Annotated in this window: 14 protein-coding genes; 7 read left to right on the top strand and 7 right to left on the bottom strand. The window is 43.8% G+C overall.

Going from position 1 to position 16,272, the window contains the following annotated elements:
• Positions 1-38 precede the first annotated feature (38 nt).
• The 4 genes from G9G57_RS12695 to clpP form a co-directional block, all read right to left on the bottom strand.
• Entirely contained in the window at positions 39-479 is a 441-nt protein-coding gene (locus G9G57_RS12695; protein ID WP_044786526.1) for a hypothetical protein, read from the bottom strand.
• A 534-nt stretch (positions 480-1,013) separates the two neighbouring features.
• Positions 1,014-1,679, bottom strand: coding sequence for an MBL fold metallo-hydrolase (locus tag G9G57_RS12690; RefSeq protein ID WP_016819009.1), 666 nt, complete (start codon positions 1,677-1,679; stop codon positions 1,014-1,016).
• 116 nt (positions 1,680-1,795) lie between these two features.
• Positions 1,796-2,002, bottom strand: coding sequence for a hypothetical protein (locus G9G57_RS12685; RefSeq protein WP_016819010.1), 207 nt, complete (start codon positions 2,000-2,002; stop codon positions 1,796-1,798).
• A gap of 69 nt (positions 2,003-2,071) precedes the next feature.
• Entirely contained in the window at positions 2,072-2,656 is a 585-nt protein-coding gene (clpP, locus tag G9G57_RS12680) for an ATP-dependent Clp endopeptidase proteolytic subunit ClpP (RefSeq protein ID WP_016819011.1), read from the bottom strand.
• 199 nt (positions 2,657-2,855) lie between these two features.
• On the opposite strand from clpP, the gene G9G57_RS12675 reads away from it, so the two are divergent.
• The gene (locus tag G9G57_RS12675) at positions 2,856-3,581 is read left to right on the top strand and encodes an RNA polymerase sigma factor (RefSeq protein WP_016819012.1); all 726 of its coding nucleotides are present in this window, start codon (positions 2,856-2,858) and stop codon (positions 3,579-3,581) included.
• A 92-nt stretch (positions 3,582-3,673) separates the two neighbouring features.
• On the top strand, positions 3,674-4,357 hold the full coding sequence (locus G9G57_RS12670) for an alpha/beta hydrolase (protein ID WP_016819013.1): 684 nt from the start codon (positions 3,674-3,676) through the stop codon (positions 4,355-4,357).
• 17 nt (positions 4,358-4,374) lie between these two features.
• Here G9G57_RS12670 and G9G57_RS12665 read toward each other — a convergent pair whose 3' ends face one another.
• From G9G57_RS12665 to G9G57_RS12655, 3 genes are all read right to left on the bottom strand, one after another.
• Positions 4,375-4,905 carry a DUF4303 domain-containing protein gene (locus G9G57_RS12665; RefSeq protein WP_016819014.1) on the bottom strand — a complete coding sequence of 177 codons (531 nt, stop codon included), beginning with the start codon at positions 4,903-4,905 and terminating at the stop codon, positions 4,375-4,377.
• 472 nt (positions 4,906-5,377) lie between these two features.
• On the bottom strand, positions 5,378-6,124 hold the full coding sequence (gene map, locus G9G57_RS12660; RefSeq protein WP_016819015.1) for a type I methionyl aminopeptidase: 747 nt from the start codon (positions 6,122-6,124) through the stop codon (positions 5,378-5,380).
• A gap of 26 nt (positions 6,125-6,150) precedes the next feature.
• A complete protein-coding gene (locus G9G57_RS12655) occupies positions 6,151-6,873 on the bottom strand; it encodes a TetR/AcrR family transcriptional regulator (protein WP_016819016.1) in 723 nt (240 codons plus the stop codon).
• A gap of 342 nt (positions 6,874-7,215) precedes the next feature.
• Here G9G57_RS12655 and G9G57_RS12650 point away from each other — a divergent pair, with 342 nt between their 5' ends.
• The 5 genes from G9G57_RS12650 (at position 7,216) to G9G57_RS12630 (ending at position 16,269) form a co-directional block, all read left to right on the top strand.
• Positions 7,216-7,485: a CD3324 family protein gene (locus G9G57_RS12650; RefSeq protein ID WP_025364821.1), complete on the top strand. Its 270-nt coding sequence runs from the start codon at positions 7,216-7,218 to the stop codon at positions 7,483-7,485.
• A 399-nt stretch (positions 7,486-7,884) separates the two neighbouring features.
• On the top strand, positions 7,885-8,889 hold the full coding sequence (locus tag G9G57_RS12645; RefSeq protein WP_038978241.1) for an alpha/beta hydrolase: 1,005 nt from the start codon (positions 7,885-7,887) through the stop codon (positions 8,887-8,889).
• A gap of 202 nt (positions 8,890-9,091) precedes the next feature.
• Positions 9,092-11,167 (top strand): thioredoxin domain-containing protein, encoded by a 2,076-nt coding sequence (locus G9G57_RS12640; RefSeq protein ID WP_017428550.1) that lies wholly within the window; start codon positions 9,092-9,094, stop codon positions 11,165-11,167.
• Positions 11,168-11,554: 387 nt separating this feature from the next.
• Complete coding sequence (locus tag G9G57_RS12635) at positions 11,555-13,555, top strand: methyl-accepting chemotaxis protein (RefSeq protein ID WP_017428551.1); 2,001 nt, start codon at positions 11,555-11,557, stop codon at positions 13,553-13,555.
• Between the two features lie 149 nt (positions 13,556-13,704).
• On the top strand, positions 13,705-16,269 hold the full coding sequence (locus tag G9G57_RS12630) for a hybrid sensor histidine kinase/response regulator (RefSeq protein WP_019687203.1): 2,565 nt from the start codon (positions 13,705-13,707) through the stop codon (positions 16,267-16,269).
• Positions 16,270-16,272: the final 3 nt, after the last annotated feature.

Genomic DNA, 16,272 nt, shown 5'->3' with positions numbered 1-16,272 from the left:
CACTTGGGATGAACGTCCCGGGATTATTCATTCTGGGCTCAATGTTTTTTTCGACAAACACTAATGATAGAAGGAGATAAAGGTGTGAACGGTGTTTTATCCCAGTCCGAATATTGATTTTCGATACAAAAGTCGGGGCTCGTTAATAAACGCTGAAGCGTGTCATTATCAGTAAAGCGACATGCAATTCGAGAAGTTGTTTTCTTCGATCCCCAATCACGAAACGTCGCCCAGTGCATGATCTGGTTACTTGAATCATACAACTGTGTCCCAGAAACCTTGACTTTAATTCCATCCTTATCGATAAAATTTCCCCAGATGCTTTCCTCTTGATTGGATAAATATACTTTCAAGGGGGTTCGGGTTTCAAAAACAAACAACCCATTTGGCTCTAGGTGCTTGTAGGCGGTTTCGAGTGAGGCTCGTTGACCCTCATCGCTCAAAAATGCCTGGAATGCATTTTCTGTCGAATATATCATGGAAAAACGCTTTTCGGATCGAATGTACGAGCACCAGCTTCAATAAAATCCACAGGCAAACCTTGAGCTTTAACCCGCGCATATTCAAGCATTGATGAAGAAATATCAGTACCTGTTATATGTATCCCTATTTTGATAAGTGAATGGTTGTCAATCCTGTACCACACCCGAGTTCCAGAACCTCGCCTGATTGAGTTAAGCGTTAGCTCGGTTCAAATTTCAACTTCAATAGCTGGGAAGAAAAATATTGGCATATGCATTGGAAAATCAGTATCTTCCGATCTTGTTAAAGTGGGGTCTTATATTTACAGTCTCGAGGGTTAATCAATTTATTGTATTATGAAAGATCTAGAAAGAATGAAACCATATAAATTTGCTTAATAGTATTGTTCACCGCAAACGGAAGCAGCAATCATTAATTCTTATTGAATTTTTGCGCTAGTCGCTACATGGAGGCATCTCACGTAACGGAAAAACCGGACCCTTTCGGTCTACAAGGGAATCCGGTTTTAATATCGTAACTAAGAGTAAATTTTATAATCCTTTGCTAAGTCCTAATATCTGCTCATTAACATTAGTATTACTTAATCCCCCGTGATAACAAACCACCGATGCAATGTCGAGATCCAAGTACTTTTTCAATGAGAGACGAGCTTCACTTATATTAGGTGTAGTCGGAGCATGAATTCCTCTGAGAATCCCGTTTTCGCTGTACATCGAATCACCAGCAATGAGAATCTTACTTTGCTTCAAATAAAGGCTGATATGACCAGGGGTATGCCCAGGCGTATGGATGACTCGAATTGTTCCGCAAAACGGCAGTTCCTGACCATCTATTAAGGTATTGTCCACTCTGCCCTTCGGGGGATTCTCAAGGTGACCATCTTTTAAAAGAGGGAGTTCCCCTTGAATATACGGCTTATCCAGCTCATGCGCATATACTGTAATATTGTTGCCACACTCCTGCAAAATCTCAGGAAGACAACCTATATGATCCACATCCTGATGTGTCAAAATCACAGCTTTTAGTTTGCCAAACGACACGCCTACCTTTTCCATAGCCATGCGTAAATCTTCGATTTGTCCTGGAAATCCTGTATCTACTAACACTGCCATTTCTCGATCCCACAACAGAATGGGATGAATCCTGTTCCCATGAAAATCTAGTTGAAGCATTTCCACTCCCTTTGAGATTTCCATAATACCATGCCTCCGTAAAATGAAATTTTCACCCATGCGGGTTGCCGATTCCACAAATCATGGAAGGATGGCTTAAACTTGTGGGATCGGCGATTACCTGTGATACTATGTTAGATTTATGGGGCGAATCCAACTCTGTTGGATTGTTTTTCTTTAATGTCTATGGATACGGTGCGAATGGACGTAATTGGAATAACAAGCGTCTGATATTGCGTAAGGTATTTAACATACTTGTCGTCAATCTGGTCCAATACCCCGTCGCTTGCACATGTTCCGTCAATGAAATGAATAGTTACTTCCTTGCCTTGCAAACTTGCTAACATGATATCACCTCGTGTTTTTTTGTAGTTTCTTGGCCGGAGCAGGGAAAGCATAAAGTCGTTGTGCATACTCTACAAAGAAGTTATCACTTGATCGATAATGCCATATTCCAGTGCTTCCTGAGCAGACATGAAAAAATCCCGGTCCATATCTTTTTCGACTTTTTCCAAAGGTTGCCCAGTCCGTTCAGCTGTGATATGGGTTGCCTTTTCACGAGTTAATAAAATTCTTTTGGCGCTGATCGCAATATCGCTGGCCTGCCCTTGTGCGCCGCCGTGCGGCTGATGGATCATAATTTCACTATTCGGTAGTGCCGAACGTTTCCCTTTGGTGCCAGCCAGCAAGAGGATCGCGCCAAACGAAGCAGCAAATCCAGTACATATCGTATGCACCTCGGGTTTGATGTACTGCATCGTATCATAAATGGCAAATCCTGCGGAAGTAGAGCCACCCGGGCTGTTGATGTACATGTAGATTTCTTTTTCCGGATCTTCTGCCGCTAGAAACAATAATTGAGCAATAATGCTGTTGGCTAATTGATCGTCGATGGCTGCTCCTACAAACACAATGCGATCCTTTAACAGTCTGGAATAGATATCGTATGATCGTTCACCTTGAGCGGTTTGCTCAACAACATAAGGAACATAAACACTCATTTTGTATACCCCCATTTTCTTGGTTCAGTTGATTTCTCCTTGTAAACGAACCCAGACTGTAAAAAGATACGGAGTTTTTATTAGAAAAACGATTTGCGTATATGGTGTAACTTCTACAACCCCTAATTCGTTTACAATGAAGGTAGCAAATGGTTTTGCTTTAGCAGAGGGCAGAATATGACTGTGGAGGAGAAGGCCTATGAACATAGATGATTCTATACAGATGACAGACAATTCAGTGAACATCCACAACTTTGACGAATTACAGGCGGTCCTGAAGCGTTACTGTCTGTCACTTACGAAATCAAATTGGGATGCGGAAGAATTGGCTCAGAATACTTGGGTAAAAGCATTAGGAAAGTTAAACAATTTCGAACATACCAATCCCAAAGCGCTTCTGCTGCGGATTGCTAAAAACACCTGGATTGATGAGATACGGAGAAAAGCAGTCTTCACTCGGATATTGAATAGGGAACAAGCAAAAGTGACTGAAGCGGATCATGGAACTTTTGAAATTGAGATAGCGTTGCAGTCCTTAATGAATCATCTATCACCGCTTCAGAGAACTGTCTTCCTGCTGCGAGATGTGTTCGCATTTTCGATTAGTGAAACATCCGATATACTGGGCACAACAGAGGGAGCGGTAAAAGTTGCACTTCATCGGGCACGAAAATCGTTAGGAGCAGTTCAGGAGGAACTCCTCAAAGGAGAATTATCCTTACCAGAAAGTGAAAAATCGAAAACTTTTCTAAGGGCATTAACGGCTGCATATCAGATGGGAGATATTGCAACTTTGGTTATGCTTTCCTACCAGGATGTAATAGAACCAGAAGTTATGATCAGTATCGTCAATAATAAGTTGCTCTGGAGTCACATCTCAGCAAAACAAGCGAATTTCGATACCATAAGTATGATGGCGGCGTAGTTTTCTTATCATCGTAGTATCATAGGATAGAATCACAAAGAATATTTTGATAAGGAAGACAACAACAAGCTGTTTTAAGCGAGGATAAAGTAATGATAAAGCAAAAATTGAAAATCGAGGGCATCCCGGCAATTTTGTGGGGTGGTGAATCAGATAAGATACTTATAGCTATCCACGGTAATATGTCAAACAAGGCAGATGATGTGATCGTTATATTTGCAGAAGAAGCAACGGCACAAGGGTATCAAGTCATTAGTTTTGATTTGCCTGAACATGGTGACCGCAAAGAAGAAACCTACGTCTGTAAAGTTCAAAATTGTGTTCATGATCTTGACATCATCATGCGTTACACACAAAAGCAATGGCATGAAATTAGTATTTTCGCTTGTAGCATGGGTGCGTATTTTAGTTTGCTTGCTTATCATCATCTCCCACTAAAACAATGTCTGTTTCTTTCTCCAGTGCTAGATATGGAGAGAATAATCAAAAATATGATGACATGGTTCAGTGTAAGTGAGGATAGATTAAAAGTTGAAAAAGAAATATCTACACCCATTGGGCGAACACTTTATTGGGATTATTACTGCTATGTTAAATCGCATCCAATTGATACATGGAATAAGCCAACTGCCATACTTTATGGCTCTGAAGATGACTTGTGTGAATATGACGTCATATCTACGTTTGCAAGCCGATTTCATTGCCAGCTAAAAGTGATGGAACGTGGAAAGCATTATTTTCACACCAAAGAGCAACTGCAATTTGCCTGTTCGTGAGTTGCTTCAAATGACTTCTACTGATAACGATGCAAGAAGCCATCAACTAAATTGGCATTTGTCATCTGCATTACAGATTGATCTTCCAGTTCCTCGGCCATATCATCATCCGTCATGGACACGAAAAAAATAATATCTTCTTTGGATTGGCCGAATTGAGTAAAAAGTACATCGTCGGTTTCTTTAACGACCTTGGCCATAATTTTTATCATTTCATCTTTATAATCCAACACATTGTCGGTTGCATACAGAAATTTGCTAATATGATTGAGGTGTGTTGTATCGCCATATTGATATTCGCTTAATCCCCATCTGTAATAAATTTCATCTTCCTTGCTGTTGCACAGGCCTTCGGCTTTCATGTTTATGACATGTCTAACAAGTGATTCCTCCGTATTAACAGCTAGAAATAAGGTGACAAAATCGCTGTCTGTTCCAAAAGCACAGGCGTAAACCTTCTCATTCTTCACTTCTTCCAGTATGCTTTTAAGATCATCTAGAAATCCTGTTCTAAATCTTTCCTCAAATTCATTCAGAAAATTGTTCATCTGGTTCATATACTCCTTTGTGAGTTTTATGCTTGTTTATATTTTACATCATTAGCTCGATGCAGTGCAGCCTACCACAATTATAGGAACTTGGTTGGTACGAAACAAATAAGCCTAGAACCTTTCCAGAACTTCTTTCACAACTGGTTTAGAAATTTTGGTGTAGCATTTTGGATTGAGCTATTGATTGCTCAGCCAATAGCAAGATATGCAATGAAAAACATACATGCAAGATAGGCTAGCCAAGAGAGAGTGTAAATCCGTAACATGATACCAAAGTCATAATAAAAAACCGCATAACAATATGGTTTTTCGTAAATCGGTAAAGATACAAACCATGTAAAAAGGCGCTGGTTCCAGCCTGGGACCAGCGCTTTTTCACGTTTCGGATTACGAACTTTCGCCGGACCAAGCAGGCCGGGTTGGCGACTTATTCCTAAAATGACGCATTCCCGACTGTTTGTCTTTATTCTTACTGGGCCGTTAAAATCAGTGGGCCGTCCTGTGTAACTGCGATCGTATGCTCATATTGTGCCGACAACTTGCCGTCGGCCGTTCTCGCCGTCCATTGATCGTCGTCGATCGTAATACGAAACGTACCTTCGTTGATCATCGGTTCAATGGTAAACACCATCCCTTCCTTTAACCGAATGCCTTTACCAGCGATGCCGATATGCTCGTAGCTCGGCTCCTCGTGCAGGCTCCGTCCGATCCCGTGCGCGAGCAAATCGCGTACGACCGAAAACCCGTTTGCTTCCGCATGCTGTTGAATCGCCGACGTTATGTCGCCGAGCCGGCCCCCGGGGAGTGCACGGGCAATCCCTAAATCCAAGCATTCCTTTGTCACCTTCATTAATTTTTGCGCCTCCGGCCGGATATTGCCCACCGCATAGCACCAGCACGAATCGCCGAACCATCCGCCGTATTCCACGACGATGTCGAGCTTCAGCAAGTCGCCGTCCATAAGCACCTGGTTCGAAGGAATGCCGTGGGCGACCACATCGTTGACCGAAATGCAGGTTTCGGCGGGGAAACCGTTGTACCCTTTCGTAAACTGCTTGCCGCCTAGCTTGGTGATGTGTCTGGCAACAAAGTCATTGATTTCCCGAGTGGTAATCCCAGGCTCGATCAGTTTGACCACCTCGCGGTAGCAGTCCGCAACGATCTGGCTTGCCGGTTTCATTTCTTCGATTTCTCTAGGTGATTTTAAGATGATCATCTTTGATGATTCGCTCCTTATCCATTCTATAATTTTAAAAACCGGGCGATATCCCTGGCCTCCTCGTGCAGCTTTCCGCGACGAAGCGAAAGCGAGGCGCAGCCGACCAAGGCGGCCAGCAGCATTTCCGCGTGGTGTAGCCGATACGGCGACTCTGCCGTATTTTCGCCGGAAGCGGCAACCTCGTCCACCGCACGCCCAGTCTCCAGCAAAGCGGCAAGCGGCGCGAGCACCTCCCGGCGAAAAGCGTCCGAGAGTGGGGCCGAGCGCGCTTCAGGCAGCGAGGCAAAGCCCTCACCGGCCAGCTTATGCAGCAGGTACAGGGCGTGGTCCTCCGCCCAAAGCTGCAGTAGTCGGACGCCAGCGGCGGCGACGGGGCCAAGCTCTGCGGTAGCGGCCGTTTCGCGGCTTTTGCTTTGGGAATCCGCGGCAGACGTGTTCCCGATATCTGCCGCCACAGCCAAGCCGAAATGCCCGCGCGCCGGCGCCTGCCCCGAAGCCGAAGCACGCGGGGCCTCCAACCATCCCCCGGACCGCTCCAACGCGTCCCATAGCAGATCGTGGAGCAGATCACCCTTATTGCCGTAATAATGGTATACCGTGCCATAGCCGAGTCCCGCCTGCACGGCCACATCGCGGATTTCCAGTAAAGGCCCTTTATTCAAAAACACATCGGCAGCGGCTTTCCGGATTTGTGCCAGTCGCCGCAGCCGGATCTCTTCGTTTTGTTCCTTCGTTCGTGGAGACATCTCGTCCGTTCACCTCTTTTGTTTTTGACCTACTCTTATGTCAATATAAAACATCGGCTTACGAATAACAAGAGTCGAGCAAAAAAAGCGTCCCGACAGCACCTCGTAAATGGATGAAGATCAGGTGAGCAGAGTTATGCTATACTTGCGAAGTAAAAGGGGGTGCCTACTGATGGAGAATCTATTGGGATTGTCTGTGACTTCTTACACTCATGCAAAGCCAATTATTGAGAAAGCGTTACTTTGTATGGGGCGAAACAATTTTTTAACGCTGAACAAGCTTTTTTAATATTTTTGGCTTTGCACCTTATTTTAAAAAATCAAAATAAGGAGCGAGCAAAATTGAGATATACGAATGCTACAAAAGTTTTACCTCAAAAACTAATTATGGAAATTCAAAAATATGTTCAAGGAGAGACTCTGTATATTCCTAAGCCAAAAACGGAATATATGGATTGGGGCAGTTTGAGTGGCGGGAGAAGGTTGCTTGAACAGCGAAATGCCGCGATCAGAAATGCTTTTCAAAATCGTAGCAGTATTGAGCAATTAGCTAAGGAGTTTTTTCTCTCTACCGAAACCATTAAGAAAATTGTGTATTCACATAAAAAGTAGGGGGATACGCCAGCGAATATCGATCGATACCCCATGAAGTGGACATAAAAAATACCTGTTTGCAAAGTGGCGTGGTGCTATACTCGCGTCAATAAATTTAGTTTTGGCTCATAACATGGTGAGCTTAGGGCGTGACTGGATGATCGCGGTGAAAAACCAATCCGGTCACGTTTTTTTGTTTGGCAAAAGATTTGATTGCACCTCATTTTTTCATTATTGTTTTTATGTCAAAAATGATTCTAACTCGTTGTTTTCATTTATAAAGCTTATTTTAATCTTTAAAATATGAATATAAACGACAGAAACAACGGATTTGGAACGGTGCCGATTCTGAATAAATGAAGGGAAACATGTATTGATTTATTGTCATTGAAACAAGAAAGTGGGGAAACGACTACCATGGGGGAACAAAAAAGTAGAAGTAGACATCTGATTGATCCAGAAATTATCAGTGCAGTTGATTTAATACCAACAACCGATCTTACCAAATCTACACTAATGGAAGCACGTAAAAGCCAATCTCAAATGATGCAACCATTAGATGTAACGCAGATGTTCCCTGTTACATTGGAAAAAAAGGTTGTGCCAAGTTATTTTAGTGGTCCAGATATTCAAATAGAAATCATTAAGCCTAAACAATCAAAGCATAATAAGATGCCTCTGTATTATTCCATACACGGAGGCGGGATGGTCTTAGGAAGTCCAGTCGTGGATCGTCCTGCTAATGCAGCTCTTGGTGCAGAACAAGGTTTCTGTTGTGTATCTGTGTACTATCGCCTAGCGTCAGAGCATGTACAGCCAAGTCAGTTACAGGATTGTTATTCGGGCCTAAAATGGTGTATTGAACATGCGGAAGAGTTAGGGATAGATACTCAGAAAGTTGCCGTCGGGGGCAGTAGCGCTGGTGGTGGTTTGGCGGCTGGTTTAGCTTTGTACATTCGCGATCAGAAGGAATTCGAAATCCATCATCTAAGATTAATGAGGCCAATGCTAGATGACCGCACAAGTATCGCACCGGAGCATCCATACGCAGGAGAGTTTATTTGGACAAAACAAAGTAATTATTTTGGCTGGAAATCTGTATTGGGGATTGAACCGGGTTCTGAGGAGGTAAGTGAGTATTATGTGCCAGCCCGTGCAAAGTCATTGGCCGGGTTACCACCGACTTATATAAATATAGGTACCGTTGATTTGTTTATTGATGAAGCCTTATCTTTTGCTAAACAACTGGTCTTTGATGGTGTCTTAGTGGAATTACATGTTTATCCCGGGTACCATCATATGTCCCCCGCTTTTCCAGATGCACATTTTTCAAAAGAAGGGACCAGAACAAGTGAATACGCCTTACTGAAAGCTCTGAACATATTTGATATAAACGCTAATGAGTATAATGCTAAAGGCTAATAAGGTACGATTGCAGTAAACAAAGCACTGTTGGAGAATACCCATCAGTGCTTTTTCATACCTACTTATGACCTGAATAAACAATTAATTGATAGATTCGATAAAAGGTCATTATCTTTTTTCTGTTCTTCCGACTTTTACCAACCATTTAGGGTAAAATAATACCGAGCATAAAATCCAACTACGGAAGTGGTGATGTCCCATGTCAACGAGCAGCAAACCGAATAGATTAGCCAAGGAAAAGTCACCGTATCTATTGCAACATGCTTACAATCCGGTAAACTGGTTCCCTTGGTCAGATGAAGCTTTTGAAATTGCTAAGCGTGATAACAAGCCTATTTTCTTGTCGATTGGCTATTCGACTTGTCATTGGTGCCATGTAATGGAGAGAGAATCTTTCGAGGATGAAGAGGTAGCTGAGGTATTAAACCGGGATTACATATCCATTAAAGTGGATCGAGAGGAACGTCCGGATGTGGATCATATCTATATGTCCATCTGCGAGACGATGACCGGGCATGGGGGTTGGCCGCTGACGATTTTGATGACGCCGGATCAGAGGCCTTTTTTTGCGGGTACGTATTTGCCCAAGGAGCAGAAGTTTGGGCGTGTCGGACTTTTGGATTTGCTAAGTAAGGTGGGAATCCGCTGGAAAGAACAGCCGGATGAGCTGATGGAGCTGAGTGAGCAGGTGCTTACCGAGCATGAACGACAGGATTTGCTTGCAGGTTATCGCGGAGAACTGGATGAGCAGTGCTTGAATAAAGCTTTCCATGAATACAGTCACACCTTCGATCATGAATATGGTGGCTTCGGAGAAGCGCCGAAGTTTCCCTCTCCACATAACTTGTCTTTTCTGCTGCGATATGCACAACATACGGGGAATCAACAGGCATTGGAAATGGTAGAGAAGACGCTGGATGCGATGTCACGGGGCGGAATCTACGACCATGTAGGCATGGGATTCTCAAGGTACTCAGTGGACGAGAAATGGTTGGTGCCGCATTTTGAAAAAATGCTGTATGACAACGCTTTGTTGGCCATCACGTATACAGAGGCTTGGCAGGTGACAGGCAAGAGACTGTATCGACAAATCACTGAACAAATTTTTACATATATCGCAAGAGACATGACGGATGTAGGTGGCGCCTTTTATTCGGCAGAGGACGCGGATTCTGAAGGAGAAGAGGGTAGATTTTACGTCTGGAGCGACTCCGAGATAAAGTCTGTACTGGGCGATGAGGATGCCGCTTTTTTCAACGATTTGTACGGAATCACACCTTACGGTAATTTTGAAGGCCACAATATTCCAAACCTGATTGATATCAATCTGGAAGCCTATGCGAACAAGCATGACTTGACCGAGCCAGAGCTAGAGCAGCGGGTCAGTGAGCTACGGGCCAAGCTGTTTACTGCTAGGGAGCAGCGGGTTCATCCTCAAAAGGATGACAAGATTTTGACCTCGTGGAACGGGTTGATGATTGCTGCTTTGGCCAAGGCGGGGCAAGCTTTTGGAGATACCAGATATACTGAGCAAGCTCGAAAGGCAGAGACGTTCTTGTGGAACCATTTGAGACGGGGGGATGGACGCCTATTGGCACGGTATCGGGACGGTCAGGCAGCTTACCCCGGCTATGTAGATGATTATGCTTTTTATGTGTGGGGCTTGATCGAGTTGTACCAGACGACCTTTGATGTGCAATATCTACGGCGGGCACTGACGCTTAATCAGAATATGATTGATCTGTTTTGGGATGAAGAACGGGACGGATTATTCTTTACCGGATCAGATAGCGAACAATTGATATCCAGACCCAAAGAAATTTATGATGGTGCGATTCCGTCAGGTAACAGCATTGCGGCCCATAATTTTGTGCGGCTTGCGCGGCTAACGGGGGAAACTCGATTGGAAGACTATGCAGCCAAGCAGTTTAAGGCTTTTGGCGGGATGGTTGCTCATTACCCCTCAGGCTACTCAGCGCTGCTCAGCGCGTTGTTGTATGCGACGGGAAAGACGAAAGAGATTGTGATTGTGGGTCAAAGGGATGATCCGCAGACTGCCCAGTTCGTTCAGGTGGTTCAAGCTGGTTTTAGGCCGGATATGGTTGTTATTTTTAAGGATAAAGGACAGCCGGAGATTGCAGAATTAGCTCCTTATATCCATGATTACGATCTTGTGAATGGCAAACCAGCCGTATATGTGTGTGAGCATTTTGCTTGTCAGGCACCGGTCACCCATATCGACGATTTTAAGGCTTTGCTGGATAGAATGGAATAAAGCATATTTAATCCCCTTGCGGGTGTAGCATATGGTGATTTCGATAAATGACCTTATGTGTGCCACCTTCAAGGGGATTATTTTATGTAAAGAGGTAGGTATAGTGTGGGGAAACTAACATTTTCTTAACATCTACATTGCATTTTTTTTAATAATTTTTAGGTATATTATATCAAAGAACCGGTTCCGTTCAGCCTTGTGGCGCTCAAAAATAAGTACATATACCTATTCGACTAGCGTGTTTATATTTTTTTATATCGAAGCATCTCAGCAAGAGATGTGAAAAAACGTGAGAGAGAATCTGTCGGGTGACTGTCATCATCGACAAGATTTAAGCGGTTCACCATAGGTTACAAAATTCAGGCGATGAAATGGAGATGCTTAGTAATGAAGAAGTTTTCAGGAAGAAAATGGAAGGTATCGAGGATACTCAGTAAAAATTTTAAAACAAAGCTAATGGTGGCCTTTATTGCATTTTTGATCATACCATCCATGATCGTGGGTGCTCTGTCGTTTGTGAGCGCTAGTCAGCAGATTCGAAACCAGATTGAAGAGAGCGCCGAGCAGGCTATAATCCGTACAAATTTTATCATTGATAGTACCATTGAACCCAAGATCCATGATGCAGAATATTTTGCAGAAAGACTAAAAGGCAATCGGATCGAGACGGAGGAACAAGCGGCTAAACTGGAAGAGTTGTTTAAACAGTATGCTGCACTTCACCCAGAAGCAGAATCCATCTATTATGGTACGAAAGACGCTAAAATTACAACCTATCCACAAAAGCAATTACCCGATAATTATGATCCACGTATCAGACCTTGGTACGATGAAGCGATAAAGGGACCAACAAAGACAGTAATTAGTTCACCTTATCTTTCGGCAGATTCAAAGCAGATGACGGTTACAGTGTCGAGAGCAACGACAGATGGATCGGGCGTTATTGGCATTGACCTGAAAATTAGTGGTATTAAAGATACATTGAACAATATTAAAGTAGGCCATGAGGGTTATGCCATATTGCTGGATAGCAACCATACTTACATTGTTCATCCAACGAAGACAGCAGGCACCAAAATTACAGATATTGAATCACGCATGTTTCAAAGCGATACTGGTGAATACGAATATGAATATGAAGGTCAGCTCAAATATATGAACTATGCGACCAATAAGCTGACAGGCTGGAAGATAGGCGGAACGCTTTATTTATCTGAAGTCGATGAAGCAGCTCAGCCGATTTTGATCAGCACTTTGCTTACCATTGTTGGTTGTCTTGTGATTGGTGTTATCATTGTTTATTTCCTGATCCGTTCCATCATTAAACCGATTTTAAAACTTAAAGAACAGGCGGAAAATGTGAGTGCCGGGGATCTGACACAGGACATTCAAGTCATGAGCAAAGACGAAATTGGACAATTAGGAGTAGCTTTTCAGAATATGCAGAACAACTTGCGATCTGTTATTCAGAATGTAGGAAACAGTGCAAATCACGTCGCTCTTTCCTCGAATGAGCTGACGATAAGCGCGGAACAAACCAGCGCTGCAAGTGAGCAGGTGTCCCAAGCCGTGCAAGAAATTGCTAGCGGTGCGGAGAAGCAGACTATGGGGCTGGAAAATAACTCGGTGGCACTGGATGAAATAGCACATGGAATCACTCGAATCGCTGAACGCTCGACTTCAGTAGCGGATCTGGCCAGACAATCTGCCTTGCAAGCTGAGGAAGGACGAAAATCTGTAGAGCAGACAGGCGAGCAGATGAATTCCATTCACGAGTCAGTAGAGCGTTCCAACCGGATGATTCAAACCTTGCAAGCCCGCTCTCATGAAATTGGAGAAATTACGAAGGTCATTGGCGATATCTCCAATCAGACGAACCTGTTGGCGTTGAATGCAGCTATTGAGGCAGCTAGAGCAGGTGATCATGGTAAAGGCTTTGCCATCGTCGCGGATGAGGTGCGTAAGCTGGCAGAACAGTCTCAGAGTTCTGCCACCCAGATTGCCAACTTGATTGGCGAAATTCAACATGAAACCGAAACTACGGTGGAGACGATGGATAGGGTTACGACTGAGGTGAAGGATGGGCTACAGATTTCCAAAGCGACCATTGTGAAGCTGAATCATGCGATGGAAGGCATTCGAGAGACCACGCCTCAGGTAGAGGAGGTTGCTTCGATAGCCCAGCAAATCTCAGCCAGTGTACAAGAGATTGCAGCGACAGCCAATGAGCTGGCGACGATTGCAACCGGTAATGCCGCTACATCTGAAGAAGTGGCCGCCTCCTCAGAAGAGCAATTGGCTTCCATGGAGGAAATTTCAGCCTCTGCTCAATTGCTTTCCAATATGGCTGCTGATTTGAAGGTGATGATCAGTCGTTTCAAATATTAAAACGAGCTTGAACCTTATGGAATCTATAGTACAATGAATGCTCGGGACAGTTCTTTAAGCCTAATGGCATAAGGAATCTGTCCTGAGTTTTTTTATATTTCCGATACAGCTTTTCGCAACGTATGGGAGATTACAAGGAGGACGAACACTTGGTTCGAGATTTGTTGCTATATACGATCGTGATATTATTATTAGTTTTGATTTTTCAGCGTCAGCTCATTCGTCAGGCGATCACGGGCGTCTTATACGGGCTGGCAGGAGTTCTGTTCTTATATTTTGGCATAAGTGATGGAACACTGCTGACCTGCGGGTTGGAAATAGGGATTGGTCTATTGTTCATAACTCTGTTTGGGCAGGCTCTAATCCCCGCCAGGTATACAAATGGACAGCGTTCGATTGACAAAAATCATGATCTGCTAACTTTACTTCGAGTTCAACCTGGCTTTACCTTCAGGCTGGAGAAAAGGGGGGATGAATTTTATTATATGCTGCTTGATGGTGAATTGCTGGAGCGCATGGGTCTGAATCTGCAAGTCAATTTCAATAAATGGGAGCATGTGAAACGTATCGGGGATATTTTGGAGCTTTCCTTTGAAACACTAGAGCAGCTTTCCGAATACTACAAACAGGCTTGGTTCGGTGATCGGACCGTATTTGAATTGGAGTTTTGGGAATATTCAGCTTTAATTACCTTGCATCCTGTCAGGGACGAGGGACTCACCAGATATGTCATCGGTCATGTATTGGATATTACGGAGTATAAAGCTTCCGAGCAGAAAAGAAAGGAGATGAGTGAATCTAACCATGCAAAAAGTATTTTTCTAGCTCATATGAGCCACGAAATTCGAACGCCGCTGAATGGCATCATTGGCCTCTCAAAGCTGTTGAGTAAGACTCAACTGACTGACGTTCAGAATGATTATCTCCATAAGCTGCTCGCCTCCTCGCGTACTCTTTTGTCCATGCTCAATAATGTCTTGGATTTTTCTAAAATGGAGGTCCGTAGGGTAGAACTGGAAAAGGCGGAATTTGAGCTGGAACACATGCTTCGGCATCTCGCAGATACCGTTGGGATTTTGCTGGAACATAAAAAAGTAGAGATCGTTTTCATAGCGGACCCGAAATTACCGAAAAGGTTCAAGGGAGATCCGCTTCGAATGGAACAGGTGCTTTTAAATCTTCTGACCAACGCCATTAAGTTCACGGACCAGGGACATGTATTGTTACAGGTAAAAATGGTAAGCCAGCAGGACGGACGAGTGAGTGTCTCTTTTATGGTAGAAGATACGGGCATAGGCATTTCCAAGACCGGAATGGACAAGCTATTCGTCCCTTTTACGCAAGTGAGTACATCAACCCACAGATATGGGGGTTCCGGGCTGGGTTTGGCTATTAGCAAACAATTGGCTGAAGCTATGGGCGGTAGCGTAGAAGTGAAAAGCTGTTTAGGAGAGTATAGTCAATTTTACTTTAATGTGGAGCTTGAAATAGGGGATTTTAATGCGAGAAGCACACAGCTGGAAAAACCAGTCAACGGCAAAGCCTTAATCATTGCACAGCATGAACTGGTGAGCCACAGCCTGAACGAACTACTGCAAGATTTGGGGCTACAAACACTCACCGTTTCATCCTTACAGGAATATTCAGACGCTTTTCAAAAGGGTGAACATTTTGATTTGGTTATGATTGATATGGGGATGGAAGACTTTAGAGAGCTTGAATCACGCAGGCATTGGCTTCATATACTGGATAAGCAAATGACTCAGGTCATTGGGCTTACAACCGTGTTCCAGTTGGAAGAAGTAGCCGCTGAAGCTACAGAGCAGGGGGTAGATGCCTTTTTGTCTAAGCCAGTAACCCGGAGCGCTCTTCTGGAGGTGCTCCGCTTGAGACCTGAGCAGGAAAAGCCAGTGTCTGTAGATAATCATAGTCTGGAAGCTGTTGCAACAATGGACCTCCAATATGAAGTTGGGGTCTCAACACAAAAATATCAAATCCTCATAGCAGAGGATAACGAGATTAGCCAAGTTGTGATCACTGAGTTTTTGGCAGAGCGTGGTTTTGAGGTAACGATAGTCACAAATGGAAGAGAAGTTATAGAATTACTGGAGCGGTGCTCATGGGATATGGTGCTACTTGATCTGCATATGCCGGAAATGGATGGTTTTGAGACGGCCAGACATATTCGAAGAAACAGAGCTTTTAACAGACTCCCCATTATCGCTTTTACCGCGGATGCTGTGCAGCCTGAGCAGGAGGTTTGTCTTCGTGCAGGCATTAATGATGTGCTGCTCAAGCCTGTACATGAATTAACCGCAACAAGAATGTTAAATAGCTGGATTCATTTAGCGTGGCTGCAAGAATTACATGGTATTCACGCGGAGAAAGCGATAGCCGGTATGGATGGCAAGGTGTATATTTTTCAATTTGCCCTACATAAATGGATACAGGAATACCAGTATCTTGATAGAAGAGTTGTGAGAAAAATGGACAATGGTCAGTTATCTTCTGCTCTTCGATTAATTCACTCGCTGAAGGGAGGAACGGGGAATCTGTGCGCGACTGAGCTGCTGGCAAAGGTGATAAAGCTGGAGAAAGCATTGAAGCGCAGCAATGAAACCTCAGGGGGAGAGCTGTATCCAGACTGGAGAGAGCAACTGAGTAGGGTTCAAAAGGAGATTAATCAAATTAAATCATCCATTCCCTGGATCTAGCTG

The organism is Paenibacillus sp. EKM211P (genome assembly GCF_011066175.1).
Lineage (GTDB): Bacteria > Bacillota > Bacilli > Paenibacillales > Paenibacillaceae > Paenibacillus > Paenibacillus polymyxa.
Note: the sequence above shows the minus strand (reverse complement) of the source record. Positions and strands in the feature narration are given on the sequence as shown.